The sequence below is a fragment of the Serratia sp. HNCC26DJ206 genome (genome assembly GCF_057180605.1).
On the sequence record NZ_JBXUGP010000003.1, the window covers coordinates 138,637 to 165,587 of the forward strand.

Here is a 26,951-nt window from a genome sequence, read left to right on the forward strand (position 1 = left end):
ACCTGCACTGGCGGTTTTCGGTATCTTCCCTTGTTACCGCCAGTTCTTTTCTATGCCTCATCATATGGAGCTAAATAGACCTCGAATCGCCACATCAGGTGAGCAAACCTTGTCAGCTAACCCCAGGCGCACTCCTTCGTTCGCCATGAAACACGCCGCCTGAGTCTCTAAGACTGCCTGCATGCTGATCCCACGGTTTCGGGCAACGGTATTGGCAAAAAGCTTCCCAACCGCATTAACCTCACCCTGAATAGCCTTTGCAGCCTGTTCTGATAATGGTGCGTAAGGATTCGCCTCGGCCTTCCTGTCACCGTGGGTGATGATGGTGACCTGAATACCGTCCGCCTTGATACGCTGCGACCAGTCAACGTGCATAACGATTACGCCAATAGACCCAACACCACCGGTACGGGGTACCGAAATGTGATCGGCAGCGCTAGCCAGGGCATAAGCGGCGGAAAAAGCGCTTTCGCTTAAAATGGCATGAATGGGTTTTGAACCGCGCGCCCCGTAAATTTCATCCGCCAGATCAAAGCACCCGGCAACCTCACCACCGGGTGAGTCAATATCCAGACAAATCCCCTTAACAGCAGGATCGTAGAGCGCGGTCAAAAATGACTGCCGGATGCCGTCGTATCCCGTCATGCCGCTGTAGGGACGCAGTGAACCCAGCTTTTGCACCAGGGTGCCGTAAATAGGTAAAATGGCGATCCCCTCAACAACGTCATACCCGCTATCATGACTGCGTGCCTTTTGGCTGAATCGTTCTTCATCACCCTGGCTCATACTGGCAGCCATGGAGTGAATACGCGTAATGCCAAAACGGTCAGTTAACGCGGCCATCACTACTTCAGCCTTGTGCGGGTGCAGCGCCAGTGGAGTGTTAAATAAGCGCTGGGCTAAATGTGGCAAGTTGATATTTTCGTTCAAAGCATCGTCCTCTAGAGCCTGTATGAATTTACTGAGCCGGGGTTAATCGATGTACTTTTCCAACTGCCGATTAGCGGCATTAAAACCGGCCCGGTAGCCGTTTATATCGTTGTTGCACATACTGTAAGTGAAGGCTTCAAGGTTCTGGTCCTCGGTATCCATGCACTCCCAACCAGGACAAACCCTTTCCATTTTGCGCCGGGTGAATCGACTCAGATGACGGTGGCTGGAAGCCAGAATGTCGATAGCCTTCTCGCTGCTTTCGCCGCGGCGGATAAGTTTCAGCGCCAATACCGGGTTATTTCTAGCCTCCTGGCTCACAGCTATCCGGTGTGCATCAGAATGGCTATCAACTACCGGTGAATCTTCCCGCTCAAGCTCAGAAAGCTGATTGATACGCGCTATCCGGGCACTGAGTGAGTTATCACGACCCAAATGGACGTGCTGCGCCGCTGCCAGATGTTGAAAGTTCATGGAATGGACCTCTGCGCAGCATCAGCCTGGAAGTTGTGATTTAATGCGATCAACCTCATCGGCAGGGCCTTCAATCTTGCCGTTAACCCGCCGCGTATCCCCCGGAATAGCCATGCCGGATACACGATACTGGGCATTGCGTCGGGCTGTAGCCTGAGCAACCTCCTGCTTATATTTTTCATCAGCCTTTTTACGAGCCTCAAGGTTATCTGGTGTGTCGGGATCAATAGCGTTTAGCATCTTGGTAGATCGGGCTACCAAGTCCTGAACCTCATCGTCAGTCAGCGGCTCTTCCATTTTTTTCAATGCCTTGATAGCCCGGTCACGCGCAGCCCGAAAGCCGTTTGCATCCCTGTTCTGGATAGAGTATGTCTGTGCTGTCAAGGCCTGTTCCTCACCGTCCTGGAATTCCCAGCCCGGATCGTTCTCTTCCATAAAGTTCTTAGTGAATTTAGAGAGCGCTTGCGGTTCGGAAGCACAACGGGCTTTAATTCGGCTGGATTTAAGGTCAGTTTCTTTCAACAGACGCACCGCCAAAACGGGATTGGCTTTGGCCTCATCGGACACCGCTACGTTATGGCTGCGGCTGTGCTGACCAGGACGGGAAAGCTTGGTCGGATCGCCCGCTTTAACAAATGTGTTCTCGGTATCATCACCGTTGTTTGTACTGGTGATAGCAGCCGATTTTTGAATGTTGCTATCGGCACCACTCAAGTGCGAAAAGTCGTACATATCTGCTTTTTCCTTTGATTTGCCGCCTTTTTTTACTCTAAAAAGGTCAAGCAAGTTGAAATTTGCCATTACAGACCACCTACAGGTTTTTCAGGCCAGACAATATTGAGAGGGTGCTCAGGGTCTATACGATTCATTTCCACCAGATAGACTTGCCAAGCTTTCAATGCCGCTATTTCTTCTGCCGTAGCCAACTGAGTGCTGACAGCAGCCTGCAATGCGGTGACCTCGATATGAGCCTCCTTCAATGCCTCGGCTCTGATAGTGCGGGCATCAGATGCTGTCATAGGGGCTGGTTGCCATTCAGCCGAGCGGCCCGCTGTCTGCACATACATATAAGGACGACCAAAGCGGTCTTTCGGTGCAGGTGAGCATCCAACGCCAATCACAAGACCAGGTTGATAAGTTCGTTCCATGAATCAGCCCTCCGCCTTATTGAGTGCCTGGTTCATCAAGCGACGAGCAACCTCATGGATTGACGGCGTGATACCCAATTCAGAACGTTTACGTTCCTGTTCCTGCAAACGTTGCAAAGCCTCTACCTGATCTCGAGTCAGAAGGACTGCCTGTGTGTTGCTCTTACGGTTCATTTCTTTACCTCAACGGAGAGTTTATAGGTATGCTCGCGACTTATTATTTGCAGCCGTATAAGCGTTTAAACTCGTCTACATGATTTATATATCTATAACTGTACATACGAAAAAAATAATTAAAACCCCTCTATCTATAGAGAGCCAACATGAATAAGCATGAGAACAAAATACTTACAAATCATTTATTCATTGACGCTGTCTAGATAAAAAATCAGGCTATTTTCGTTTAGGATTAATATCATTCTGCATGAAGGATTGGTAATGTGGTGAAAAGATAAACCAACGTGGATACTGGCCGGATAACTTACCAGTGCGGGATATGTAGTTACCTTACCAGACAATCTCACCAAGCCACCAGCGATAACCACCAAAGATGTTATTATTAAGATGTTCGAGGAGTCCCAGCAGTTGGGTATACAACCCATAAATAAAATGATTACTGTTAGGTTTGGAAACAAGCCGGATTTATGGTTGAAAGGATTTGGGCAACATTAAGCGGACATACCAGCAATGCTGATACCACATGCCCGCCAATCACTAGTAGTTAAAAACCACTGGCATGTATTTTTTAACTATAAAAAACAGTTAAATGTCATAAAAACACATACTTAGCTGTAATAATAGTCAACAAATGAAACTATGGACACTCTGGCAAACTCAACAAATTATTAGGCTGCTCACCATCATTTTGTGTTTTGATGTATTTATTACCAGCAGCACTTTTTGCCACAATAACCCATACCACATGAGACCCTGTACCCACATAAAATCGCCATTTTCCGGACTCAATGCCGTCAATTGCTTCTTGTTGAGTAATTTTCCAACGCGAACCATTATCATTAATACCACCAATATTGGTAATTCTCTCATGGGCATTTTGCCTATTACTTTTATTGATGCAGCGAACTTGATGGTCAGTCATATAGCTATCCCTTCTATAAGTTTCAATATGTTACTATTCTAGTATTGAGTTACTCTTTATCCATCCGTGAAAGTACACAATAAAAACAATAAATTACATACAGAAAGCAAAAACCAAGATGCTGATTAAAAGAGTAAAACCTCTAACGTATACAATAAAAAACCAGTAAATACATCTACTTTACGAATAAATAATTAGAAATGATAATCACTATCAGGAAGTGGTGTTTTATGAGTACTAAATACTTATAAGTTTTCATCATTCACAAATAGGCTAAATAATTACTTAAAAACCACTAAGAATGATTTTCACCTATCATTACATAAATGACGGGGAATACATTAATAACAAACCTAGATATACCAAGAATAAAGGATATCAATTTCACAGGTTAACTAAATTTATTACAAAATACGTCAAACATAAACCAGATATTATGAGTAAAAATCAGCGCATATATAATAAATATCGAATTGCTAATAATCCCATCTACTTTGCTAGGTATCTTTTTTAAATTAATAGCCGCAAGTGAGGCATAAGAAGCGAGAAGAACATCTTGCTATACCATTTGAAAAAGAAGTATTGCCATCATTCCAGAACCCAGCATTTTTACCTACTGAACTGTATATAGCCCTCATAGAAAAAATAAAATTATGCGTTTAACCGTCCACCTCTCCACTTTCGTGATTTTTACCAATTAAATCATTGCGTTGAAAGGTGGTTAGTTTATTTTTTAAGTGTCCGTAACTCTCCACCCCAACTCACCACCCTTTTTTAAAATAGGTGGAGAGGTGGATACTTAGTGGAGAGTTAAAATCAAACTATCCACCCATTAACCATATGTTTTTAAATAAATATTTTACTGAGTGGACAGAGGTGGACACTTTTATAATAACTTTTACTCTGTACCCCCTGTTGCAGATGGTAGCCATTCATCTGCATCATCGCTCAAGCTGACATTGGAACGAATATTCCCCTTGGTACTTTTCTTCCTGGCATACTCTTTCCCATACTCAGCCATAGCCCCAGGCATATCAGTGCCAAAGCGGGTCAGTGATACCATTGTCTTGCTCAAGCCGTAGCTTTGCATATATGCCATATAAGCGTGATATAGGTATTTGCGCGGGTTGAATGGGACCACCCCGGCATTACCTACAAACATGCCATTACATTGTACTGACGCCATCAGGTAGCCGCAAAAGTCCACCAGCGAATCTCCCTCACGTTTGACGGTTAATGCCTCTTCTGATTTCTGCTGTTCGAACAAGAGATGCTTCGCTTCCTCCTGGTCAGCAAACTGAGCCAGCAAATGACGAATGATTACGGCCAGCTCCGCCTCTATCTTTTCTGGCAACATCGGATCACGTTCGTTCTCCGGCACCACCTCACCAAAATTGAAGATAACCCGCCGTCGACTGATCCCCCCGCTGCGGTCACTAAAGCTCATGGCATTGTTGTTGACTGCCAGAATCACCGCTGGAATACGGGTGGAGTAAGGCGCTTTGTGTTTGGGGTCGATGGCTACCTTATCCCCACCAGTAATAGCTTTAATGCCTGCACCATCACCGGCATAGCGGGACATATCTGGCATAATGATTAATGAATACCCAACCACCAGCGCTCGCTCTCTCGGATTCTCAAGCGCAGCCATACTGGCCGATACGGTATTAGCCTTGCCCGCCAGCATGGTGCAGACCTCTGCCAATACGCTTTTCCCGCTTCCCCCTGGCCCGGTTATTTCAAGGAACAACTGCCAGTCATACCGGTTAGCCATCACCATATACAGCGCTGACAGTACACGATCCGCTTTGCGGGCATTACTTCCAGTGGAACGGGTTAACCACTTCCAGAAATTTGGCGCATGGCTGGTCAGCGTTTCCCCTTCCTCCGGCTGGTTGAACTCAACATCACTGGCGATCAATAACCAGTCCTCTCGGCGGTGTAGTCGAAACTCCCCCGCCTTGGTGTCAAATACCCCGTTACTAAAGCCGATCAGGTTACGGGCCGTGTTGCCCATCAATGGCAAGCTTAATTTCATGGTGTCTACGGCTGATTTGATTCCGTTCTGGGAGTAGGCAATGTCAGCTTCGATAAAGATTGCGGCCATTTCCCGCTGTAATTCCTTATCCGTGACCGGTTTCCAAATCACCCCGTCATAATGATGTACGCTATCTGAGTCGCCATGTATTGCCAACGCCCCATCATAACGAGCCAGAAGCACATCACCCCGCTGGCTGGCTCCCATCTGATTGAGAGCTGGGGTTACTGTAGGTTCTGGCGGGGTGGCGTTGAATATCCCGTTAATCCGATCAGAGTCAGCCAGTGCAGCCACCAGCTCTTTACGGTCTATGAACTCCAACACCACCGCTTCGCGCTTCTCGCTGGCTGGCTCAGGGGCCAGGTTGGAAGCAAAGCCGTTTTCTATCAACCATTCGGGGGTAACATTCCCGATAGCAAAGGTATGTAGCTTTCTTGCCAGGTCGTTAAGTGGTGTGCCTGCTGTGGTTTGGAGAATGGCTTTTGCCGCTGTTGCCTTCTCTATCGGACGACCATTAACCCAGCGATAGACACAAGAAAACAACTCATTCGGCCATTGGCTTGTATTAACTTTCTGCGGTTTGCTCATAGCTGCGGCCTCACTGTCATGGTGAATTTGCCGATCAGCGGGTGGTACCAGTATTTACTGCCGTATTTGCGCTTGGCGCCCTTGATAATGATCAGCGCCGCTTCACGGAACTTCGCTTCATGCACGATATGGCCGTGGCCCTGCTTCACAATCATTACGCCACAGTTGCGCGCCAGTTCTTCAGCTTTACCAGTGGAAATACCCATTTCAGCCGCCAGCATAGTTAATGGGGCCATGCCTTCCGGTAGGGTGTCTTTACGTTGCAGGGAAGCGAAAGACAACTCAAGCGCCTGGACACACTTTTCCAGCTCATTGAATTTCAGTTGGCTAATCATGATTGTTCTCCCAGCAGAGAAAGAAACTGTTGCTTTAGCTGTTGTGCTGCTGATTGAGAAATATCGCCTGACTCAAGCCAGTAATTGATAGCCTCTTGAAAATGGTTAAAGCTGTTGACGGAATCAGCAGGTATAAGCCGATAACCTCTTTTATGCATAAATTCAGCAAAGGCTTTAGCGCTGGAAAGGCGTTCATCTTCCTTGGCAAGTTGTGAATGGGTAATAACACCGTCGATGTAAGTGATAAGGACTCGGCAATTTGCTTTAGGTGGAATATTAAGGTCAAACATTGCTCACCTCCATCGAGATAGATGCAACCAATTCAGAAGCAATTGCCCTGGAAACATAGGTAAGCCACTGAGCACCATCATGGTCAAATTTACTGACTTGCTGAATGGTGATGCCCAACACACGGAACAGGATAAAAATACGTTCTCTTGTACTAATATCCTCAGAAACCGGAAATGACTCCGCTCTACCTATTTTTGTCTGGTAGGTATTCATCATCAGCCTAAGCGCATATGCCAGACCGTATACACTGTCAGGAATTGACGGCTCCAATATTTTAATCTGTTCCTGTACCAGGGTCATACAGGAGCTAAGGTATTCGACATCATAGTTACGCTTCTTCTGTGCAACCGTCATTTTGGTTTTGCATGCAGGAACATTGCTTTTACGCATTGCCCACCTCCTGCTGAGTAAATTCACGGATAAAACCGACAATCGGGTAGTTGTGGCTGGCTTCTGGATATTGCTCGTAAGAGAACACCACTCGGTCACCATTAACCGTCCTGACGATAGCCGTCATTCCACCGTCATTTTGTACATAGAGTCCGCCTACAACTGGTGATAGCTCAGGCGGATATACCTCCAAAACCTCGGCAGTGACGCTGAAAGTGATTGTTTTACCGTCTGGCTGGCAAATATAACCAATTTTCTGCGCGTCACTTTCCGCATTCTTGCGGGTTTTATAGCGGCGCGGATCGGTAAGCTTGATAGTGCAGCCAGTAGTGTGATCGGTATGGGTGATGACAATTTTAAACATGGCGCACCTCCAGAATCGGCAGGCGTGCAGCTAGTGACAGGATGAAGTGAGGGGCCAACACTTGGCGGGCTTCCCGTTCAGTGTATGCCTCTACTGACATGCGGCAGGGAGTGGCAGCCTGGTTAACCCTATCCAAAGCCAAGAAGCGGAAGTGAAATTTAGGGCGAGTTTGGGTAGACTGGTTGTCAGCCATAATCGTTACCTCTATTAACGTTGTGGTAAGACGCCTCGGCAGTGTTCCAGCACTCCGGGGCGTTGTCTTTTGGTATGCACTTGTCATACACTTGGTTACCACTCCAACATAATCAGGTGTCAACCAAATGTCAACCATAGAGATAAAAGGCAAAGGCAACAAACAAATTGCTTTGCGAGTAGAACCAGCACTAGAAGAAGGTATCAAACAGGCGCTTACGCAAGATGGTGATGCTTCTATTTCAGCCTGGATAAAGCGCATTATCCGCAAAGAATTACAACAACGTGGTATCGAACCAAAGAACTGAGCCAACGTTGGGGTTCCACCAGCACTACGAAAATAGGGGCGGTTGACCTGATCGATCAGTGTGATAAGCTGGCTTTGATTCTGTTTTGTGTAATCACATTGGCGGCCCTGCAAGGCCGCTTTTGTTTTATTAAGCATCTGACACCTCCAGCAGACGCTTTGCCAGCCAACGCTGCGCCAGTTCGGTTAACCTGGCTTTCCGGGTTGCTGTCGGTGTATCCATATCCAGCAACGCACAATCTCGGCTCTCCAAGTAAGCCAGCAGCGCCAACTGATCGGCGTTCATCCTGTCGCGTACCTGTTTGGATGAAACCCCGTTATCCTTCGCCCATTTAATCGGATCAACACCAAGTACCAGTTTATTCAGGAATCGGCTTTCGTTGCTGTAGGCAAAGCCTTTCTGACTATCGCCGGTACGCTCGATATAACCTTTCATCGCGTCAGCCATGCTTTTGTGATCTTCGCAGGCGGCCACACGTTTTTTACGCCAGCTCAACAGCGCGGCCTGGTGTTCTTCTGGAGCCACACGGCGCAGGCGTTCTTCACAGTCGATGAAATAACGGCGGGCAGCTTTGCCTTGATCGTTGCGTTCGACCATTGATAGCTCTTTGCCCATGTCCAGGCTAAGAATGTAATCGTGTTCTATCTGCTGGCGAGACTTTGCGCTCCCCGAAACGGGGGAGCTCAGAATTTCAACAACGGCGTAATCCACCCCCTCGTTAAATCCATACTGCTTGATGCGCGCTTTTATCCAGGTAGTGAAATCACGGCCAACCTTCAAAAACACATGCAGTTTTCTGCCATTAACCGACTGAATATCTTTGTTGCCGATATTGCTGATCGATACAGGAATGCGTTCGGCAAAATTAATGACATTCTGATTTTCGGCATGAGTGCGCCCCTGGCCTGTTACGGCCATGTTTTCAGTTTTCATATTTCAGTCCTTAATTATGCGGATTTTCGGCTGTGGGGATTATTAATGTTTTCTACGGCAGGGGGATTGCGAACCCACCAAAGAACATCACTCAAGAGCCAAGCGCAACTATTACGGCCAAAGTGGCAACGGGGCGGGAATTTCCCTTCATTCTCCATGTTCCAACGAGTAGAACGTGAAAGGCTAGTAATCTCTAAGCATTCTGCCTCACGAATGCGGCGATCAAACTTAAAGCCATATTCCTCAAGAATAGTTCTACGTTGCTCTGGTGTTGGTGGGATGTATCTACTTGTATTCATGCTGCTCTCCGTTTACTCGTTTGTAATGGAAAGCATCGTATTTTGCTCGGGGAATGGAGAATAATGTTTTGAATATGAAAAAATTAACGCATTCAAAACATTAATTACCCTGCTTACTTATCACCTGTCTAATATATACATATGGGTCAGCAGAAATACCAAACTCGGCGTATATTTTCCTCATAATAATCATGAACTCGTGCTCTTTCCTTGTGTTTTCCGTTGGTATTGTCAATGGTGCTTTCACCCCAAAATTACTCTCATAAACTCTCTTCATCTCCTTTAATACAATAAAGGCAAGATCATTTCTCTGCCCACCGATAGGCTTGAATAAATCTTCAGAATAATCTTCAAGATTAATTTTTAATTCGTTAATCGCAACACATAATGCCATGATATCAGTTCTGACTTTCTGTATATCTATGTGATTTTCTAAAACCTGATAAGCTGTCAGACTTGTATTATCAAATTCTTGATTTAACTTATTGATTGACTTGATAAGATTATTTATTTCCTTATCTGTCTTAGAAACACCACTTTTTTTATTTGATCTATATTTACTACGAATAGCATCCCTACTTATATAATATGCAACCGTATCAAAATGATGGTGTTTTATATCGCTACATAACATAACACCATGAACTATAACCTCTATCTTTTTTGCTATTTTGTAATACATGACTTACCCCCAAAAGTTGAATACAACCAATTCTAAAATTGTTTATACCTTCTCACCAAATGACATTAAAATAACATTTTCATGATTACCTACTATCAAATCAAGGCGGTCATACCATTTGTTAAGAGCATCAAGCTTTTCAGGTAGATACAAACTACGGTTATATATTGCCATTACCCCAGGCAAAGCATGTCCAAGAAGTAACTCAACAATATGTGGAGCAATTCCAATATTGTTTAACCCAGTAGAGAACGTCCGGCGTAAATCGTGAAGCGTCCAGGTTTCTTTGTGGCTGAAGTCTTTATACAACCTGCGGCCTTTCAACGATACTGAAGCGCGTGTGCGTTCCTCTCCAAGCAGTAACCCCGTTTTGCCCGTTTCACGCTTTAGCTCTTTCAACCAAGGGCGAATCCCCTCAGGGATTGACCGAACTATTTTTTCTTTCGTCTTGCTGTGTTCTTTCGGTACGGTCCATATCCATGAAGTGAAATCCCACTCAGACCAGTTTGATAGCCTGACCTCTATTGTTCTCGCACCAAAGAGAATCAGCAGCTTTAGCAGCCTCAAATAATATGGGTGCTGCTCATTTCCATATGTGCAACGCCACACGTCTGCTAACTCAGCATCAGATAAAACACGATCCCGCACTCCAGATGGCTTACCCACATCTTGAATTGTGAGTATTGCCAGCGCGTCACTGGATGCATAGCGCCGTACTTTGCAGAACCTCAGCGCTTGCTTTGAAATCTGGAACATTCTTCCGGCAGTAATTGGCTGCTTTTTATTGATCTCATCGAAGCAGGCAACCCAATGGCGAGTCTCACAACGATCAAGCGGATAGTGCCCAAGCCTTGAATAAATATGCTTCTGAAGTTGGGCGCGTGTCATTTCTTCGTCGCTTCTCTTATGCCTGGCATAACTTACCAGCCAATATTCGAGAGCGTCTTTTACAGTCACGGGTTTGAGTGTCGCTTCGGTGCTGATAACAAGCTCGTTTTTCGGGTCAAGCCCGCCCGCCAGCCATTGACGACACTGCTCACGTTTCTCACGTGCCAGCTTTAGCGACATATCAGGATATTTACCCAGCGTCAGCCGTTCTAGGCGGCTACCGCGCCCACCAAGGCGATAAGAGAACACCCAGCTTACCTGCCCCAACTTCGAAACTCTGACGCCTAACCCTTCGCCATCAGCAAACATTACGGGCGCATCTCTTTCGGTTCCTGCCAGCGCTCTGAGTTTCTTATCACTCAGTTTGTTCGTACCTGACATGCCCCCTCCTCAAACACCAATTATTGATACACCGATTGATACACCGTTCTTTGCTACAGCCCGAAAAAGTGAACAAACACCAAAACAAATAATTTAATAATTAATTGATTTTACATGAAGAAATACGATTTTCAAGAAAGGATGGAATAGCATGAAAACTATATGTTTTTTACTTCTACGGTGTGTTTCATAGTTTTCAGGTCAGTTGCCGGAAGAAAGGCGCAGAGTTTAACATAGCTGGCAGGCGGTGGCGACGCGAGCGCATCGCCACGGCTTGCTCTAAAATCAGTCAGTCACGTTAAAGCCCAGCATCATGCCGGTATCTTCATGTTCCAGCAGGTGGCAGTGGGCCATGTAAGCATGTTCCGCATTGGCCAGATGGTTGAAACGGACCAGCACTTCACTGCGTTTGCCTTCCACCAGCACGGTGTCTTTCCAGCCTGCGCGATGTGCTGCTGGCGCTTGGCCGTTTTCCGACAGAATGCGGAACTGGGTGCCATGAATATGGAACGGATGCAGCATCATGTCGCCCTCACCCGAGATGGTCCACTTCTCATACTGACCACGCTTGGTGGTAAACATCGGCTTGGTCATATCAAAGGCTTTACCGTTGATCATATTGCCATTGCTGAAATCAAAGGGTTTCTCACCATGGTTCATACCGGCCATGTTACCGTGATCCATCCCCGGCATGTTGCTGTGATCCATGCCTTTCATATCGCCATGATCCATCCCGGCCATACTGTCACTGCTCGCCTTACTGGCGTTGCCATGATCCATGCTCATCCCCGCCATCGCCTGGTGACCATAGCGATCCATCAGGGCCTGCATTCCCAGGGTATCGAGTTTGGGATCCATCGACAGTTGCAGCAAACGATCCTGCAAGCCCGCTAACGGCGGCAGTGCTGGCAATTTTACCAGGCTATCCGGCATGGTTTTCACGCCCTGCGCCAACGAAGGCTGAATGCGCAGCACCGGCAGCGGCTGATCGAACGGCGCTAGCGTCATCCCCATCTGCACCACCGGCAGGGTCACGATATCAAACGGCTTGCCATCAGAGGCATCCACCAGCACTTCAAAACGCTCGCCCATCAGGATCGGCAATTCGCTCAGTTTTACCGGCTCAGCGAGGAAACCGCCATCGCTGGCAATTACATATAAAGGTCGGTTATCGCTGGTAGCCAGATTGAGTGAGCGTGCGTTGCAGCCGTTGAGGAAGCGCAAGCGCAACCAACCACGCGGGGCAGCGTGCTGCGGATAAGCAGCACCGTTGGTAAACATGCGATCGCCAAACCAGCCAATAGCGGCACTCATCACGTCCAACTGATATTCGATCTGGCCATCTTTCCCCAAGCGCTTATCCTGCAAGATCACCGGAATATCGTCTTTACCCCAGGTTTTCGGCAGCGGCAACTGGCTGCTTTCATCATCTTCCAGCAGCACCAATCCGCCCAGGCCCATCATCACCTGATGGCCGGTTTTGCCGTGAGTGTGCGGGTGGAACCAGCAGGTGGCGGCAGGTTGATCGACCGTAAAACTCACCCTGCGCGTGCTCCCAGGATGGATCAACGCATGCGGGCCGCCATCGACATCGCCGGGGATCTCCAGCCCATGCCAGTGCACGGTGCTGGCTTCTGGCAATTTATTACTGATATCGACTGTAACCGGTTTACCACGCTGCAAGCGCACCGCCGGGCCCAGTAACGCACCGTTGATCCCCCAGGTGCGAGTTGCGGCGGCAGGCAGCCAGTTCATTTCACCGGTTTGCAACGTCAGTGCAATCTTGCCCTGCGCATCGGGCAGCAATAACGGTGGGATCGGCAGAGCGGGTTGTTCGGCTGCCCAGGCAGCACGGCTCCATAGCGGTAAGGCACTGGCTGCGCCCAACGCGGCGGTCAATTTAATAAAATCACGGCGTAACATCGCTGACTCCCTATTTCAGTGATTGATAGCTCAACGCCAGTAGCCTAAACCCTCCCCTTGCTGGAAGGTCAAGCAATAGATTTAAAGATGTTGTCAATGCGACTACGGTACCAAGCACTTTGGTTATACTCTGAATTAGTAATAAATTTGCTGCCTTTGCAGGCAAGTGTGGTAACGTCAGTAAATAATGAACAGGTCTATTTTATGATGAAAAAAACAACGTTATTGATGCTCTTGCTAACCACGCTGGGCTTTTCCAATACCAGTCTGGCGCTGAATGAATCTGAGGCAGAAGATCTGGCCGATCTGACGGCGGTTTTTGTCTATCTTAAAAATGAGTGCGGATACAATGAATTGCCTAATGCGCAAATCAAACGCGCCATTGTCTATTTCGCTCAGCAGAACCGTTGGGATTTGAGCAATTACAATAGCTTCAATATGAAGATGCTGGGCGAAGAGAGTTATCGCGATCTCAGCGGTATTGCTATCCCAACCGCTAACAAATGCAAGTCTCTGGCCCGCGACTCACTGAGTCTGTTGGCTTACGCGAATTAAACATCCCCCTGTTTTCAACGTCCTCGATTTAGAATTCTGCCGTGCATCCTCCGGCAGAGTTAGCTATGATATTTCGCCCATTTTCATGGCTGTTTACGGAGTTTCCCGAACATGACCCAGAAAGATATTTGGTACGAGACGTTACATGCCAACTTCGGCCAGTACTTCTCGGTGGAGAAAGTGTTGTTCCGTGAAAAAACCGGGCATCAGGATCTGGTGATCTTCGAAAACCCGGTGCTGGGGCGCGTGATGGCGCTCGACGGTGTGGTGCAAACCACCGAACGCGACGAGTTTATTTATCATGAAATGATGACCCACGTACCGTTATTGGCACATGGTCAGGCGAAGAAAGTGCTGATCATCGGCGGTGGCGATGGCGGCATGCTGCGCGAAGTCAGCCGCCATACGGGTGTTGAGCAGATCACCATGGTCGAGATCGACGCCGGTGTTGTCGAGTTCTGCCGCCAGTACCTGCCTAATCACCATGCCGGTGCCTATGACGATCCGCGCTTCAAGCTGGTGATCGATGACGGCGTCAACTTTGTGACTCAGACTGCTGAAAAATTCGATGTGATTATCTCTGATTGCACCGACCCGATCGGCCCCGGCGAGAGCCTGTTTACCTCTGCGTTCTATCAAGGTTGCGCACGCTGCCTGAATGAAGGGGGTATCTTTGTGGCTCAAAACGGCGTCTGCTTCCTGCAACAGGATGAAGCGGTCAACAGCCATACCAAACTGAGCCAATATTTCAACGATGTCAGCTTCTATCAGGCGGCGATCCCGACCTATTACGGCGGTATCATGACCTTTGCCTGGGCGAGCCAGAACCCGGCACTGCGCCAGCTTGATGGGGTTACGCTGCAACAGCGCATGGCTCAGAATGATTTACACTGCCGCTACTACAATCCGGCAATTCACGTGGGCAGCTTCGCTCTGCCACAGTATTTGCTCAACGCACTGAACGTGACACGTTAAGCGAGAAGATAAGGAAGGTGAACCTAATTGCATAAGCTAAAACTGCACGGCTTTAACAACCTGACCAAGAGCCTGAGTTTTTGTATTTACGATATTTGCTATGCCAAAACCGCGGATGACCGCGATGGCTATATCGCCTACATTGACGAGCAATACAACGCCAACCGCCTGACCGAGATCCTCAGCGAAACCTGCTCGATCATTGGTGCCAATATTCTGAATATCGCGCGTCAGGATTATGAACCGCAGGGTGCCAGCGTCACTATTCTGGTGAGCGAGGAGCCGGTCGACCCTAAAGATGTCGATACCTCGGAACACCCCGGCCCGCTGCCGAAAACGGTGGTCGCGCATCTGGATAAAAGCCACATCTGCGTTCATACCTACCCGGAAAGCCATCCCGAAGGCGGCCTGTGCACCTTCCGCGCCGATATTGAAGTCTCTACCTGTGGGGTAATTTCGCCGCTCAAGGCGCTGAACTACCTGATCCACCAGTTGGAATCCGACATCGTCACCATGGATTACCGCGTACGCGGCTTTACCCGCGACGTGAACGGCATAAAACATTACATCGATCATGAGATCAATTCGATCCAGAACTTTATGTCGGAAGATATGAAGTCGCTGTACCACATGATGGATGTGAACGTGTATCAGGAAAACATTTTCCATACCAAGATGCTGCTGAAGGATTTCGATCTGAAACACTACCTGTTCAATGCCAAACCGGAAGAGCTCAGCGCCGCCGAACGTAACAGGATCACCGATCTGCTGTGGAAAGAGATGCAGGAGATTTATTACGGGCGGAATATTCCGCCTCTGTAATTCAGGCGTACAGGGCAACGGGCGTTGCCCTGTATTTCACACCAGATGCAAGCCACAGGGTAAATCAGCCAGTTGCTGTTGCGCTGCTGCCGGCAAGGCCTTATCGGTCACAATATCGGTCAGGTTACTGAGCGGAGCCACGCAGAATAACGAGTAAGCATCGTATTTGCTGCTGTCGGCCAACAGTACGCGCTGCCGGGCATTAGCCATCAGATCCTGCTTCAGGCCCGCCTTCTCTTCGGTGGGAGTGGTGATGCCTTTCTCCATGCTCCATGAGTTGCAGCTGACAAAAGCCATATCCGGGTAAATCCCTCGCAATAATCTGCGCCCATGATCGCCAATACAGGACTGGCTGCTATCGTCAATCCGGCCACCGATAATCGTCACTTCTATCTGCTTGAACCCCGAGAGAAACAGGGCGATGTGCAGATCGGCGGTGATCACCCGCAACGGCAGATGGGTTAAATGCCGTGCCAATTCCAGCATGGTGGTTCCGGCATCCAGCACCAGCGAGTCGCCGGCCTTAATCATCGTCACAGCATGACGGGCGATCGCACGTTTTTCCTGCGGATAACGCAGTTGCTTCTCGTTGGTGGTGGGTTGTGCAGGAATAAAGCGGTTGAGCGCCACACCGCCGTGGCTGCGGTTGATAATCCCTTGCTCATCCAGCTTGATCAGATCGCGCCGGATGGTGGCTGGGGAAGCATCGATAGCGCTGACCAGTTGCTCAACGGTGACCAGATTATGGGCTTTCAGGAACTCCATAATCTGGTTCTGACGGCTTTGTGGCTTCATAACATCCGTTTGATCATGCCAACTGCGTGGCCAGTTTAATCGAGATCGCCATGCTCTCAGACTTGGCTTTACCTGTCCAGGCAATATCAAACGCAGTGCCGTGGTCAGCGGAGGTGCGAATAAACGGCAAACCGGCGGTAATATTCACCCCATCATAAAACCCGAGCAGCTTAAGCGGGATATGGCCCTGATCGTGGTACATCGCTACCACCATGTCATATTGCCCCTCATACGCCTGCAAAAACACGGTATCCGGCGGGCATGGGCCATAAACGTCGATCCCACGCTGTTTTACCGCAGCAATGGCAGGGCTGACAATTTTGATCTCTTCATCACCAAACAGGCCGTTTTCCCCCGCGTGTGGATTAACTCCGGCGACGGCAATACGTGGCTGTTGATAACCGACACGCTTGAGGAAAGTGCTCGCCATCGCCACCACCGTCTCAATGCGTTCTGCATTCAAGGTATCCAAGAATTTACGCAGGGCAATGTGCGTAGAAACATGAATAACCTTCAGTTTATCGGTATACAACACCATGGCGTAATCCCGGCTGTTGGTCAGGTGCGCCAACAGTTCGGTATGACCAGGATAGAGATGCCCAGCCAGATGCAGTGCCTCTTTGTTCAAGGGCGCCGTGGCTATCGCCTTCACTTCGCCAGCCATCGCCAGTTCGGTGGCACGCTTTACACAGCGGTAGGCCAGATCGCCCGCCTGTGATTGCACTTTCCCTGGTATTAGCGCAGCGGGATCCTCCAGCGGTTCATCAATAATGTTGATCACACCGGGTGCAAAGCGCGCCTCCGAAACGCGTTGGATCGGCTTTAACTCCACATTTGGCACGATCCGCAAAGCCTGAATACGTTGCAACGTTTGCAGACAGCCCACCACGATCGCAGGCGCTCCCGCCAACTCCCCTTCAGACAGTGCCTTGATGATAATTTCTGGCCCAATGCCTGCCGGATCCCCCATGGTGACTGCAATCGTGTTATTTACCACTGTACATCTCCTCAATAAAATAAAGTGCATCACGCAGCGTGGACGCGCCGCCAAACCCGCCCGCCTTGGTGATCACCGGCAGATCGTCTATTTCGCTGTTAACAAAGGTGCCGCACGGGACACAAGGAGCCACCTCATGGGTGATGCGATATCCTTCTGCCCCCAGCGCTCTGGCAACCGCAATCGCAATGTCCCCGCCGGTAAGGAATAACCCACCAATTTGTGACTGATTGATAATCGCCAGCGCGATCGCGCCTAATGCCTCGCTGATCCGGTCGCCTAGCTGCTGGCGCGAGAGGTGATGCCGTTCACACAGCAGTTCGATCATCTGGCGGGCATTAGCATCGCGACAGGTGCGCAACACGCAGTGTTGTCTGTCTCGCAGCATCGCTGCTGCCTGGTGGATGATCGCATCAAGCGCGTGCTGATGGTCTGGTTGCAGTAACCCTTCGACATCAACCTCTACCACGCCGAGTAATTTTTCTTGTGCTGCAAACAGGATCTGTTGCTGAGTTGCCTCACTCATCGAACCCGCGACCACCAACACCGGCAACCGCTGGCGAGCAGCAAGATAGCAACTGGCAGGAAGCGCATTGGCTAACCCGGCAGCCCCCACCAGTAAATAGCGCACGCTGAGCTGCGAGGTAGCCTGTGCCAGCAGCGCCAGATCGCCATCATTTTCTGCATCAACCACCACCATTGCTGGGCCTGCCTGGCCGATCTTTTGTAATTCAGCACCTAGCTTGCCAGCACGTACCGTCAGCAAGTCCAACTCATAAACGGGATAATCGCTCTGCAACTCAATCAAGGTCTTGATGTGTGAAGACACAATCGGCGTTTTCGGATCGCTGGCAAACTCCGTTTCTGCCAGTGGCACCCCATTAACCCAGCATTGACCATTGCGGGTCACCCGGCCTGCGGCAGGAATCGCGGCGGCAACAATCGCCAGTTGCGCACCGCTGGCAACCATGGCGGCTTCTACTTCGGCCCCCACGTTACCGCGAAAGGTAGAGTCGATCTTCTTATAGACCAATGGCGGAGTGTCACTTTGGCAATAGGGCCGCAAGGCTTCGGTTACCTTGGCCTTGGCCATTTCAGCAGTGAGTGCCCGGCTTTCCGTGTTGATCACCAGCACATCCGTACGCTGTGTGGAACGAAGTAACCCATTGAGAACCACGTCGGTACGCGCACCCTTTTTTGCCAATTGCACCCCGGTGTCATTGGCACCGGTAAAATCATCAGCGATCACAATCATCTTCATGCCGTTTTCTCCACCGTAGTCCCCTTCGCGGCATTACGCTTCGCTACCCAGGAGGTGAGAATCGGAGTCAGTATCGCGGTGGTAATCACCGAAGCGGCGATCAGCGGTGCAGCAGCTGCGGCCACGCTGGCCAATGAAGGATCCGCCTGGGCAATCGCCAACGGCGTGGCCACCGCATTACCAGCGGTACTGGATGCCGCCGCACCGGCAATCCCCGAACCGCCCACCAGCCGATCGGCCTTGATGTTAAAGAAACCGCCGACAAACGTGGTCAATACGCCAAGCAGCACCCCGGCAACGCCGCCTTGCAACAGCATTTCCAGGTTGATCCCCGCCCCCAGTGCAAATGCAAAGAAGGGGATCAGGATCGGGCCGCCTTTGGTCAGGAAATCACGCATCTGATGATCCAGATTTCCTAACAGCATACCCACCAACAGCGGGATCAGTACCGCCACCAGCGCCATCATCGGGATGTTCGCCATGCCTGCGGCACCGAGAGCGATCATGGTGAAGAATGGTCCATCGTTCAGAGAAAGAATCGAAATCGCCCCCACATCGCGCTCATTACCGAACTCCCCCACCAGCGCCGCATAGAGGCCACCGTTGGAGTTACTCATAGCGGCAATGATCGCCAAGCCAGTGAGCCCAAAAATCCCTTCCGTGCCAAACAGATGTTCAACGCCTAATCCCAGCGCCATCGCGACCAGCAATTTGGTCAGCGTGATCGTACCGCCTTGCAGTAGCGCCTGCGGAGCCGCCTTGAAGCTGATCCCTGCCCCCATGCACAGCAAGAAAGCGCCAATCAACGGAGCCGCACCGTTCTTGAACAATGCCGTGGTAAAGCCACCGATCTGCAACGCCTGGGGAGCAAAGGTGTTGATCATTGCGCCAAGCACCAGCGGGACAACCATCATCCCTCCAGGGATCTTTTCTATTGCCGCCTTAATTTTCATCCTTCCCTCTCGATTTGATTTATTTCAATCAAATTGATTATATTGAATCAAAAAAGACAAAACGAGCGCTGGATCGCAGATTAAAAAATCAGCCAAATGATTTTTTGATTTTATTTAATCAGTCTGAAGGTATTGCCGGGTGTGAAGTGAAAGAGATGCCCCGCAGAGAGCACCTCTTTAAATAGGGGAGATCAGTAATTCAGCATAAAGGAACGATACGCCTTCAGCACCGCCAAGAAATCTTCTACACCGCAGAAAGAGAGGCTTTCTTCGTCATAGTAATTCATCCCCTCTTCCATTTCGTCGCCTTCAAACTCCAGCTGATTGGCACGGATCATCACTTCTTCACCATCCATCAGCAGGGTGTATTCATGGCCTTCCAACTGCCACTGACGCTCGCTGCCTTTGACTTCTGCCGCACCGGCCTCAATCCGATCCAGCAGGTTAAAATCCCCTTTCAGCTCTTCGTTGATCCAATGCCCGATGGCCTCATGCCCCATCGAAAATCTGACCACCACCTGACCGGTAACGTCACGCAGAAATTCGTAATCCATAGCATGCCCTCCTGAGCCGTTTTTATTAGTTTAAACGTTAATTCGCGACTGTCTCAGTGAAAGCTCGCAAAGTGGATAACTGGATGCAGATACCCGTCAATGAGTCACCCTCTGTTCTTGGTCGGCGCCTTGCGCCACCGAGTAACGAGAAAAGTGCTAATGACATGATTTTATTGCATTATATACCCAAAGTAATTCGAGTTACTTGTAGGCGGCAACTTTATTTAAGATCCTGAATCTGTAGCTCCACTTCATGCGCTTCGTCCACCTGCGGAATCTCCAATTTGCTCAGCATACGTTCCATGGCGCTAATCGGCACGCTGTGCTCCCGCCCGGCATTTTGCTGCAACCACTGCTTATAGGGCACTTCGAGATAAACAATCTTCACTTTTGCCCGATAGGCCGTAAACAGTTCGACCAATTGACTGCGCAATTGCCGGGTAATGTTGGTGGCATTCCATACGAAGGGTTCACCCCGGCGTAACAGCGCTTTCGCCTGTTGCTTGGCCTGCTGCACGACCCAACCCGTGGCGTTTTTATCCGTAGGTGACAGCCGGTGCTGGCGGCGGATATCATCCAGGCTAATTATTTCCATCCCTGGTGCATGTTGCGCGATATAACGATCCTTCCCCATCCCCGGCAATGCACAAAGCAAGATCACCTCACTGTGAAATTGTTCGTAAGGTTCAAAATCGACGCTGGCCTGCGGGTGCGTCAGATAATGATAACGCTGGTAATCACTGGCAAAAGGACGAACCTGCCCCCAACATTGCTGCTCCTGGCAAAACAGTTCGAACAGCTCGATATTATCCAGCAAGCTGGCTTGATCTTCGCAGTCACGCCCCATGACATCCGCCCGAGCCAGAATCGCCAACAGCCGTGTATCCAGCCGTAATGCGGCAGATAATAGCGCCCGCTCCGGCGAAGGACGCCCCATGATCCACAGCGGTAAACCATGAAAACGCACCAAAGCCGCAATCTGTTCACGCAGTTGAAACGGTGTAGCGATATCCCGATACAAAATCGAGCGCGTAGTCAGTTCACCACGTTTGGCATGATTGGGCGAGGTGACCGAACCATCAGCCTCAATACGCGTGGTGCTGCGCTTTTCCACATCGTGCAGCAATGCGGCAGCCCAGAGCAGTTCCTGTTGCTGCGGAGGCAACGCGATGTATTCCTTTGCCCCGGTCAGTGCAGCCAGCACGCGTTGGGTATGGATTGCAACGTCCCCCTCTGCATGGTGCTTGGGATCTTGCGGCACCTGATGCATATCAGCAACCCAGCGAAATTTCTCAGTTAGCCTGGCCCACTGTTTATCCTCACTTAAGCACCACATGGCTTTCCTCCTGATGATACTCATGTGCCATACGGGCTCGCTGCCAGTTTACCCTCCAGTGACGGTCCGTCTTCACATGGTTTTTACGCACGTATTTAAAGACGTGATGGGGAAATTGAGCCACCGGAAATTCAGCCGCATTACGTGTGACGATCCCTTCCATGGTACAGGGCAAACCGGTATGAACATCATGCGGTACAAAACAGCCCGCCTCGTTTGCCTGTTCAATGATGGCCGCTCGGTATTCCGTTTCTGTCTGGCGTTGAACGCTAAGCGTCAGCTCCGGCACACAGGCAAAATCAAATAATGCGGCATAGAACCTCACTTCTTCCCAGCTCAGCCACATATCTTTGCAACGAACAGCGAATAAGTAGAAGTCCTGTTCTAACCCGCGATATTCGATAGAGTGTGTGGCATATAAATTCTCGCCAAACAGCTCAATATCGCCGAGATCGTTTTTAATCTGTTGCCAACGCTGACGGATCTGACGCGTCCAGGCAGAAACCGTCGGCGCAACATGGGAACGAGCGAATACCCCATATTGATTCAGGCAGTTATTTTCACCGTCAAGCTTCTCAGTATGTATTAATGAATTAATTAGCTTAATGTCTTGCCAATATTCTTTGTTGATCCGATCGTCACTGGTGGTCCCCGGTGAGAAAGGATAATGGTACGTTCGACCATATTTTCTTTGCATATCCATTATTTTTCTTCTTTTTGATTAGCCTATCGGGTTATTCCATCAGTCGATAGGCTATTTATTACTACTCACCGTTAAAGTGCTAATTATTGGGATGGCGTAAAGTCATTCCCTTTAAAAATACGTACTGGTGCCCCTCGAACAATTTGATGATGAAACAGGCGCCGTTGGGCTCGTTGTTCATCCAACTGTTGTTGTTCGAGTTGCTCCAGCCGGTGCGCAATCAGTAAACATGCCAAACGTTTATTCGCATGTTGGCTGCGCTCCGTCTGTACCTTAACGCTAATTCCACTGGCAAGATGGGTAGCACGAATCGCCGATTCCGTTTTATTCACGTGTTGCCCGCCAGGGCCGGATGATTTCAAGGTTTCAAACCGAATCTCGCTTTCTTTTGGCATGGTTGCCAGAGAAAAGCGTGCGACACCGATAAACCAGTTCTTTCTGGCGCGCCCTTTACGCCACGGGCTTTCACAGATCCATTGCAATGTTCCACACCATCGATCGGCCAATTGTTCAGCCAATTCACCGTTAAGCGTCAGCAGCACCGAGCGCAATGTGCCCGCCAGGCGGCCACTTTCCCGCTCAACTTCGTGCAGTTCTACCTGCATAGCCTGGGCCTCTTGGTAAAACTGCCGCAGCGCCAGACTGACCGCCAGACAACATTCATCGGGGCCATGGGCAGCAGAAATCTGTAATAGAATCATTCCCGCCCTCCGCTGGTTTTGTACGTCAGTACCGGCTTCAGCCGAGCCAGCAGGGTGACTAATCCAGCCTGCTGCAACGCGCCTACCACGCTATCGATAGGTTTGTAAGCTTCTGGCGCTTCCTGATAGATCAGTTGCCGATCACGGCAAATCACTCTGCTGCCGAAACGCGTTCTGGCCAACTGCTCCACGCTAAAACGTGCAGATAAACGATCTTTACACTCTGTGCGCATCCATTTGCGCCCGGCACCATGTGCCAGTGATAACAGACTGCTGGCGGCGGGCAATGGCTGAACCACATAGCTGTAATCACCGCGTGAACCCGGGATCACCACCAGCCCTTCATCTGAAGGTGTGGCACCTTTACGATGCAACCAACCCTGCACACCGTCAATATTGGCGGGTGCCAACAGGTTGTGATGAATATCCAGCAGGCAATTACCCGCAGTGCGCAAACGTTTCAGTATGCGCCCGGCAATCAATTGCCGATTGAAAGCGGCGAAATCCAGCGCCTGCTGATGCTGTTGCAAATAATCCCCGGCCTCTTCGCTATTTTCCAGCAAGCCATGGTGCCCATGAGCACGAACATGCTGTTCCAATATCATTTGGCCCAACCCCCGCGAGCCGCTGTGTACCAGCAGCATCAGGCGTTTTTTGTCGGAGATGGCATCCGGTTGATAGATTTCATCGACCTGTAAAAGCTCGGCAAAATGGTTACCTCCGCCGATGGTTCCCAAGCTATGTGCATAAGGTGCCAGTGCCGGTGGAATATCGCTTAGGCTATCGTCATCCAATGGGCCATCAATATTGCCCAGATTTTTTTCTAATTTATCCAACGACTGTTTCATGGCGCTCAAATCTGTTTGCCATAACGACATGCCGCAACCGATATCATTACCGATTAACGCAGGATAAAAACGATGTTGTGAAAAGAAAGCGGCACCGACGGGATAACCGCGGCCTGGATGCAAATCGGGCATCCCGACAACGCGTACCATATCCGGCAGCTTAGCCGTAATTTCTAATTGCTGGATTGCATTTCCTTCAATCCAGGTGTGTTCCGACGCGATCAATGAAACTCGCGGCGCAACGGAGCGTATAATATTGCCCATAACCAATCCTGATGATTAATTAATATAATTTGGATGTGGCAGGCCGGAGCCAGAGCAATACCTGTACGACTACGCGGAAAACAGGAAATTAAGCCTGAGGATACGACCTGCAAAGGGTAAACAGTGCTTGATAATTCATGATGTACCTCCTTTGCATAATGTGAATGGAAAAAACGCGGCGATAGTAACGATAAATTCCAGAGATAGCAAGCCAATAAAAAAACGGGAACCCAAAGGCCCCCGCTAATATTAAAACCGCTTACTGAATTACACCGCAGTCTGGAAAATCACACCGTCAGCTTTTTCAGTGTACTGGCTCAGTTGATCGAAATTCAGGTAGCGATAGGTATCCGCTGCCGTCTTGTCGACCTGCGCCATGTAGGTCTGGTATTCATCTGGGGTTGGCAAACGGCCAAGCAGCGATGCCACTGCGGCCAGCTCTGCGGATGCCAGATAAACGTTAGCACCATTCCCCAAGCGGTTCGGGAAGTTACGCGTCGAGGTGGAGACCACGGTTGCACCATCGGCCACGCGTGCCTGGTTGCCCATGCACAGTGAACAGCCAGGGATCTCAATACGCGCCCCGCTCTTGCCAAAGACGCTGTAGTAGCCCTCTTCGGTCAGTTGAGCCGCATCCATCTTGGTTGGCGGTGCTACCCACAGGCGGGTTGGCAGTTGGCCTTTGTGCTGATCCAGCAGTTTACCCGCCGCACGGAAGTGGCCGATGTTGGTCATGCAGGAACCGATAAACACTTCATCGATCTTGCTGTTGGCCACATCAGACAGCAGGCGCGCGTCGTCCGGATCGTTAGGTGCACAGAGGATCGGCTGCTTGATATCGGCCAGATCGATTTCGATCACTGCCGCGTATTCTGCATCCGCGTCGCCTTCCAGCAGTTGCGGATCCGCCAGCCATTTTTCCATGCCCTGAATACGGCGTTCCAGCGTACGGCGATCGCCATAGCCTTCGGCAATCATCCACTTCAGCATCACGACGTTGGAGCTCAGATACTCCTTGATCGGCGCTTTATCCAGTTTAATGGTACAACCGGCAGCAGAGCGCTCAGCAGAGGCGTCCGCCAGTTCGAATGCCTGCTCGACTTTCAGCTCCGGCAGGCCTTCGATCTCCAGAATGCGGCCAGAGAAGATGTTTTTCTTACCTTTCTTCTCAACCGTCAGCAGGCCCTGTTGGATCGCATAATAAGGGATGGCGTGCACCAGATCGCGCAGGGTGATACCCGGCTGCATTTTACCCTTGAAGCGCACCAGCACCGATTCAGGCATATCCAGCGGCATCACGCCGGTCGCGGCAGCAAACGCCACCAGGCCGGAGCCCGCCGGGAAGGAAATCCCAATTGGGAAGCGGGTATGAGAATCACCACCGGTACCGACGGTGTCTGGCAGCAACATGCGGTTCAGCCAGGAGTGGATAATACCGTCGCCAGGACGCAGTGAAACACCGCCGCGGTTCATAATAAAGTCTGGCAGAGTGTGATGGGTAGTCACGTCAACCGGCTTAGGATAAGCGGCGGTATGGCAGAATGACTGCATCACCAGATCGGCAGAGAAGCCCAGGCAAGCCAGATCTTTCAGCTCATCGCGGGTCATCGGGCCGGTGGTATCCTGTGAACCCACGGAGGTCATCTTCGGTTCACAGTATTCACCAGGACGCACGCCCGCCACGCCGCAGGCACGGCCAACCATTTTCTGCGCCAGCGAGAAGCCTTTGTTGCTTGCCGCAACCGGCTTGGCAATACGGAACACTTCACTGTGCGGCAAGCCCAGCGCTTCACGCGCTTTGGTCGTCAGGCCACGGCCGATAATCAGCGGAATACGGCCACCGGCACGTACTTCATCCAGCAGCACGTCGGTTTTCAGCTCGAAGCTGGCCAATAGAACGCCGGTTTGATGGTTACGCACTTCACCTTTGTACGGGAAGATGTCAATCACATCACCCATGTTCAGATTGGACACGTCCACTTCGATCGGCAATGCACCGGCATCTTCCATGGTGTTGAAGAAGATTGGCGCAATTTTACCGCCCAGCACCACACCACCAGCGCGCTTGTTCGGCACGTGAGGGATGTCGTCACCCATAAACCAGAGCACCGAGTTGGTAGCGGATTTACGGGAAGAACCGGTACCGACCACGTCACCGACGTAGGCCAGCGGGAAGCCTTTTTTGTTCAATTGTTCGATCTGCTTGATCGGGCCAACGTTACCCGGCTGATCGGGGGTAATGCCGTCACGTTCGTTTTTCAGCATCGCCAGAGCGTGCAGCGGGATATCCGGGCGTGACCAAGCATCCTGCGCCGGAGACAGATCGTCGGTGTTGGTTTCACCGGTAACTTTGAACACGGTAACGGTGATCTTTTCTGCCAGCGGCGAACGTGACAGATACCATTCGGCATCGGCCCAAGACTGCATGATCTGCTTGGCGTGCGGGTTGCCTGCTTTGGCTTTCTCTTCTACGTCGTAGAAGTTATCAAACATTAACAGCGTGTGGGACAACGCTTTGGCAGCAATCGGTGCCAGTTTGGCGTTATCCAGTGCGTCAATCAGCGGATGAATGTTATAGCCGCCCTGCATAGTGCCTAACAGTTCAACGGCTTTTTCGGGGGTAACCAAGGGGGATGTGGCTTCGCCTTTGGCGATGGCAGCCAGGAAACCTGCTTTGACATAGGCGGCTTCGTCGACGCCAGGTGGTACACGGTTAATCAGCAGGTCTAACAGAAATTCTTCTTCGCCTTTTGGCGGATTTTTTAATGATTCAACCAGCGCCGCCATTTGTGTCGCATCTAATGGCTTAGGGACGATGCCCTCTGCAGCACGCTCGGCCACGTGCTTACGGTATTCTTCTAGCACGACTTTCTCCTCGCTCTCATTGTCATTTATGGTGCCTGGCGTTTTATACCCTTCATCGT

Annotated in this window: 31 protein-coding genes; 4 read left to right on the forward strand and 27 right to left on the reverse strand. The window is 50.1% G+C overall.

Features of this window, described 5'->3' with window-relative positions:
* Positions 1 to 60: 60 nt before the first annotated feature.
* The 12 genes from AC2A1E_RS03280 to AC2A1E_RS03335 all read right to left on the reverse strand — a co-directional run bounded on the left by AC2A1E_RS03280 (position 61) and on the right by AC2A1E_RS03335 (position 7,988).
* A complete protein-coding gene (locus AC2A1E_RS03280; protein ID WP_484382603.1) occupies positions 61 to 918 on the reverse strand; it encodes a S49 family peptidase in 858 nt (285 codons plus the stop codon).
* Between the two features lie 54 nt (positions 919 to 972).
* The gene (locus AC2A1E_RS03285) at positions 973 to 1,404 is read right to left on the reverse strand and encodes a hypothetical protein (protein WP_484382536.1); all 432 of its coding nucleotides are present in this window, start codon (positions 1,402 to 1,404) and stop codon (positions 973 to 975) included.
* A gap of 21 nt (positions 1,405 to 1,425) precedes the next feature.
* Complete coding sequence (locus tag AC2A1E_RS03290) at positions 1,426 to 2,205, reverse strand: hypothetical protein (protein ID WP_484382537.1); 780 nt, start codon at positions 2,203 to 2,205, stop codon at positions 1,426 to 1,428.
* The gene (locus AC2A1E_RS03295) at positions 2,205 to 2,552 is read right to left on the reverse strand and encodes a tail fiber assembly protein (RefSeq protein ID WP_484382538.1); all 348 of its coding nucleotides are present in this window, start codon (positions 2,550 to 2,552) and stop codon (positions 2,205 to 2,207) included. The genes AC2A1E_RS03290 and AC2A1E_RS03295 overlap by 1 nt, the downstream gene beginning before the upstream one ends.
* 3 nt (positions 2,553 to 2,555) lie before the next feature.
* Entirely contained in the window at positions 2,556 to 2,726 is a 171-nt protein-coding gene (locus tag AC2A1E_RS03300; protein WP_484382539.1) for a hypothetical protein, read from the reverse strand.
* A 640-nt stretch (positions 2,727 to 3,366) separates the two neighbouring features.
* On the reverse strand, positions 3,367 to 3,651 hold the full coding sequence (locus tag AC2A1E_RS03305) for a DUF3892 domain-containing protein (protein WP_484382540.1): 285 nt from the start codon (positions 3,649 to 3,651) through the stop codon (positions 3,367 to 3,369).
* A gap of 898 nt (positions 3,652 to 4,549) precedes the next feature.
* Positions 4,550 to 6,277, reverse strand: coding sequence for a DNA primase family protein (locus tag AC2A1E_RS03310; RefSeq protein ID WP_484382541.1), 1,728 nt, complete (start codon positions 6,275 to 6,277; stop codon positions 4,550 to 4,552).
* Positions 6,274 to 6,612, reverse strand: a complete 339-nt coding sequence (locus AC2A1E_RS03315) for a hypothetical protein (RefSeq protein ID WP_484382542.1) — start codon at positions 6,610 to 6,612, stop codon at positions 6,274 to 6,276. Before AC2A1E_RS03315 ends, AC2A1E_RS03310 begins: the two co-directional genes overlap by 4 nt.
* Entirely contained in the window at positions 6,609 to 6,902 is a 294-nt protein-coding gene (locus tag AC2A1E_RS03320) for a hypothetical protein (protein ID WP_484382543.1), read from the reverse strand. The genes AC2A1E_RS03315 and AC2A1E_RS03320 overlap by 4 nt, the downstream gene beginning before the upstream one ends.
* Complete coding sequence (locus AC2A1E_RS03325) at positions 6,895 to 7,293, reverse strand: hypothetical protein (RefSeq protein WP_484382544.1); 399 nt, start codon at positions 7,291 to 7,293, stop codon at positions 6,895 to 6,897. The genes AC2A1E_RS03320 and AC2A1E_RS03325 overlap by 8 nt, the downstream gene beginning before the upstream one ends.
* Positions 7,286 to 7,657 (reverse strand): hypothetical protein, encoded by a 372-nt coding sequence (locus AC2A1E_RS03330; protein WP_484382545.1) that lies wholly within the window; start codon positions 7,655 to 7,657, stop codon positions 7,286 to 7,288. The genes AC2A1E_RS03325 and AC2A1E_RS03330 overlap by 8 nt, the downstream gene beginning before the upstream one ends.
* On the reverse strand, positions 7,650 to 7,988 hold the full coding sequence (locus tag AC2A1E_RS03335) for a host cell division inhibitor Icd-like protein (RefSeq protein WP_484382546.1): 339 nt from the start codon (positions 7,986 to 7,988) through the stop codon (positions 7,650 to 7,652). Before AC2A1E_RS03335 ends, AC2A1E_RS03330 begins: the two co-directional genes overlap by 8 nt.
* Here AC2A1E_RS03335 and AC2A1E_RS03340 point away from each other — a divergent pair.
* The gene (locus AC2A1E_RS03340) at positions 7,978 to 8,157 is read left to right on the forward strand and encodes a hypothetical protein (protein ID WP_484382547.1); all 180 of its coding nucleotides are present in this window, start codon (positions 7,978 to 7,980) and stop codon (positions 8,155 to 8,157) included. The two genes, AC2A1E_RS03335 and AC2A1E_RS03340, sit on opposite strands and share 11 nt — an antisense overlap.
* A gap of 129 nt (positions 8,158 to 8,286) precedes the next feature.
* Here AC2A1E_RS03340 and AC2A1E_RS03345 read toward each other — a convergent pair whose 3' ends face one another.
* From AC2A1E_RS03345 to cueO, 5 genes are all read right to left on the reverse strand, one after another.
* Positions 8,287 to 9,090, reverse strand: a complete 804-nt coding sequence (locus AC2A1E_RS03345) for an antA/AntB antirepressor family protein (protein ID WP_484382548.1) — start codon at positions 9,088 to 9,090, stop codon at positions 8,287 to 8,289.
* A 14-nt stretch (positions 9,091 to 9,104) separates the two neighbouring features.
* Positions 9,105 to 9,389 (reverse strand): helix-turn-helix transcriptional regulator, encoded by a 285-nt coding sequence (locus AC2A1E_RS03350; protein ID WP_484382549.1) that lies wholly within the window; start codon positions 9,387 to 9,389, stop codon positions 9,105 to 9,107.
* A 100-nt stretch (positions 9,390 to 9,489) separates the two neighbouring features.
* On the reverse strand, positions 9,490 to 10,071 hold the full coding sequence (locus AC2A1E_RS03355; RefSeq protein WP_484382550.1) for a hypothetical protein: 582 nt from the start codon (positions 10,069 to 10,071) through the stop codon (positions 9,490 to 9,492).
* Between the two features lie 42 nt (positions 10,072 to 10,113).
* Complete coding sequence (locus tag AC2A1E_RS03360) at positions 10,114 to 11,340, reverse strand: tyrosine-type recombinase/integrase (protein WP_484382551.1); 1,227 nt, start codon at positions 11,338 to 11,340, stop codon at positions 10,114 to 10,116.
* 285 nt (positions 11,341 to 11,625) lie between these two features.
* Entirely contained in the window at positions 11,626 to 13,263 is a 1,638-nt protein-coding gene (cueO, locus tag AC2A1E_RS03365) for a multicopper oxidase CueO (protein WP_484382552.1), read from the reverse strand.
* 207 nt (positions 13,264 to 13,470) lie between these two features.
* On the opposite strand from cueO, the gene AC2A1E_RS03370 reads away from it, so the two are divergent.
* The 3 genes from AC2A1E_RS03370 to speD all read left to right on the forward strand — a co-directional run bounded on the left by AC2A1E_RS03370 (position 13,471) and on the right by speD (position 15,615).
* Positions 13,471 to 13,818 carry a YacC family pilotin-like protein gene (locus AC2A1E_RS03370; protein ID WP_473191508.1) on the forward strand — a complete coding sequence of 116 codons (348 nt, stop codon included), beginning with the start codon at positions 13,471 to 13,473 and terminating at the stop codon, positions 13,816 to 13,818.
* A gap of 111 nt (positions 13,819 to 13,929) precedes the next feature.
* Positions 13,930 to 14,793 carry a polyamine aminopropyltransferase gene (speE, locus tag AC2A1E_RS03375; RefSeq protein ID WP_484382553.1) on the forward strand — a complete coding sequence of 288 codons (864 nt, stop codon included), beginning with the start codon at positions 13,930 to 13,932 and terminating at the stop codon, positions 14,791 to 14,793.
* A 27-nt stretch (positions 14,794 to 14,820) separates the two neighbouring features.
* On the forward strand, positions 14,821 to 15,615 hold the full coding sequence (speD, locus tag AC2A1E_RS03380; protein ID WP_484382554.1) for an adenosylmethionine decarboxylase: 795 nt from the start codon (positions 14,821 to 14,823) through the stop codon (positions 15,613 to 15,615).
* A 36-nt stretch (positions 15,616 to 15,651) separates the two neighbouring features.
* On the opposite strand, the gene AC2A1E_RS03385 is transcribed toward speD, so the two are convergent.
* The 10 genes from AC2A1E_RS03385 to acnB form a co-directional block, all read right to left on the reverse strand.
* Positions 15,652 to 16,410, reverse strand: a complete 759-nt coding sequence (locus tag AC2A1E_RS03385; protein WP_484382555.1) for a DeoR/GlpR family DNA-binding transcription regulator — start codon at positions 16,408 to 16,410, stop codon at positions 15,652 to 15,654.
* Positions 16,411 to 16,423: 13 nt separating this feature from the next.
* Positions 16,424 to 17,437: a D-threonate 4-phosphate dehydrogenase gene (locus AC2A1E_RS03390; RefSeq protein WP_484382604.1), complete on the reverse strand. Its 1,014-nt coding sequence runs from the start codon at positions 17,435 to 17,437 to the stop codon at positions 16,424 to 16,426.
* Positions 17,397 to 18,668, reverse strand: a complete 1,272-nt coding sequence (gene dtnK / locus AC2A1E_RS03395; protein ID WP_484382556.1) for a D-threonate kinase — start codon at positions 18,666 to 18,668, stop codon at positions 17,397 to 17,399. Before dtnK ends, AC2A1E_RS03390 begins: the two co-directional genes overlap by 41 nt.
* Positions 18,665 to 19,621: a 2-keto-3-deoxygluconate permease 1 gene (locus AC2A1E_RS03400; RefSeq protein WP_484382557.1), complete on the reverse strand. Its 957-nt coding sequence runs from the start codon at positions 19,619 to 19,621 to the stop codon at positions 18,665 to 18,667. The genes dtnK and AC2A1E_RS03400 overlap by 4 nt, the downstream gene beginning before the upstream one ends.
* Positions 19,622 to 19,812: 191 nt before the next feature.
* A complete protein-coding gene (yacL, locus tag AC2A1E_RS03405) occupies positions 19,813 to 20,175 on the reverse strand; it encodes a protein YacL (protein ID WP_076943401.1) in 363 nt (120 codons plus the stop codon).
* A gap of 220 nt (positions 20,176 to 20,395) precedes the next feature.
* Complete coding sequence (locus AC2A1E_RS03410) at positions 20,396 to 21,511, reverse strand: AAA family ATPase (protein WP_484382558.1); 1,116 nt, start codon at positions 21,509 to 21,511, stop codon at positions 20,396 to 20,398.
* Positions 21,495 to 22,214: an RNA ligase family protein gene (locus AC2A1E_RS03415; RefSeq protein WP_484382559.1), complete on the reverse strand. Its 720-nt coding sequence runs from the start codon at positions 22,212 to 22,214 to the stop codon at positions 21,495 to 21,497. The genes AC2A1E_RS03410 and AC2A1E_RS03415 overlap by 17 nt, the downstream gene beginning before the upstream one ends.
* A gap of 83 nt (positions 22,215 to 22,297) precedes the next feature.
* Positions 22,298 to 22,915: a peptide chain release factor H gene (gene prfH, locus AC2A1E_RS03420; protein WP_484382560.1), complete on the reverse strand. Its 618-nt coding sequence runs from the start codon at positions 22,913 to 22,915 to the stop codon at positions 22,298 to 22,300.
* Positions 22,912 to 24,027: an RNA ligase RtcB family protein gene (locus tag AC2A1E_RS03425; RefSeq protein WP_484382561.1), complete on the reverse strand. Its 1,116-nt coding sequence runs from the start codon at positions 24,025 to 24,027 to the stop codon at positions 22,912 to 22,914. The genes prfH and AC2A1E_RS03425 overlap by 4 nt, the downstream gene beginning before the upstream one ends.
* 267 nt (positions 24,028 to 24,294) lie before the next feature.
* Positions 24,295 to 26,892, reverse strand: a complete 2,598-nt coding sequence (acnB, locus tag AC2A1E_RS03430) for a bifunctional aconitate hydratase 2/2-methylisocitrate dehydratase (protein ID WP_484382562.1) — start codon at positions 26,890 to 26,892, stop codon at positions 24,295 to 24,297.
* Between the last annotated feature and the right edge of the window lie 59 nt (positions 26,893 to 26,951).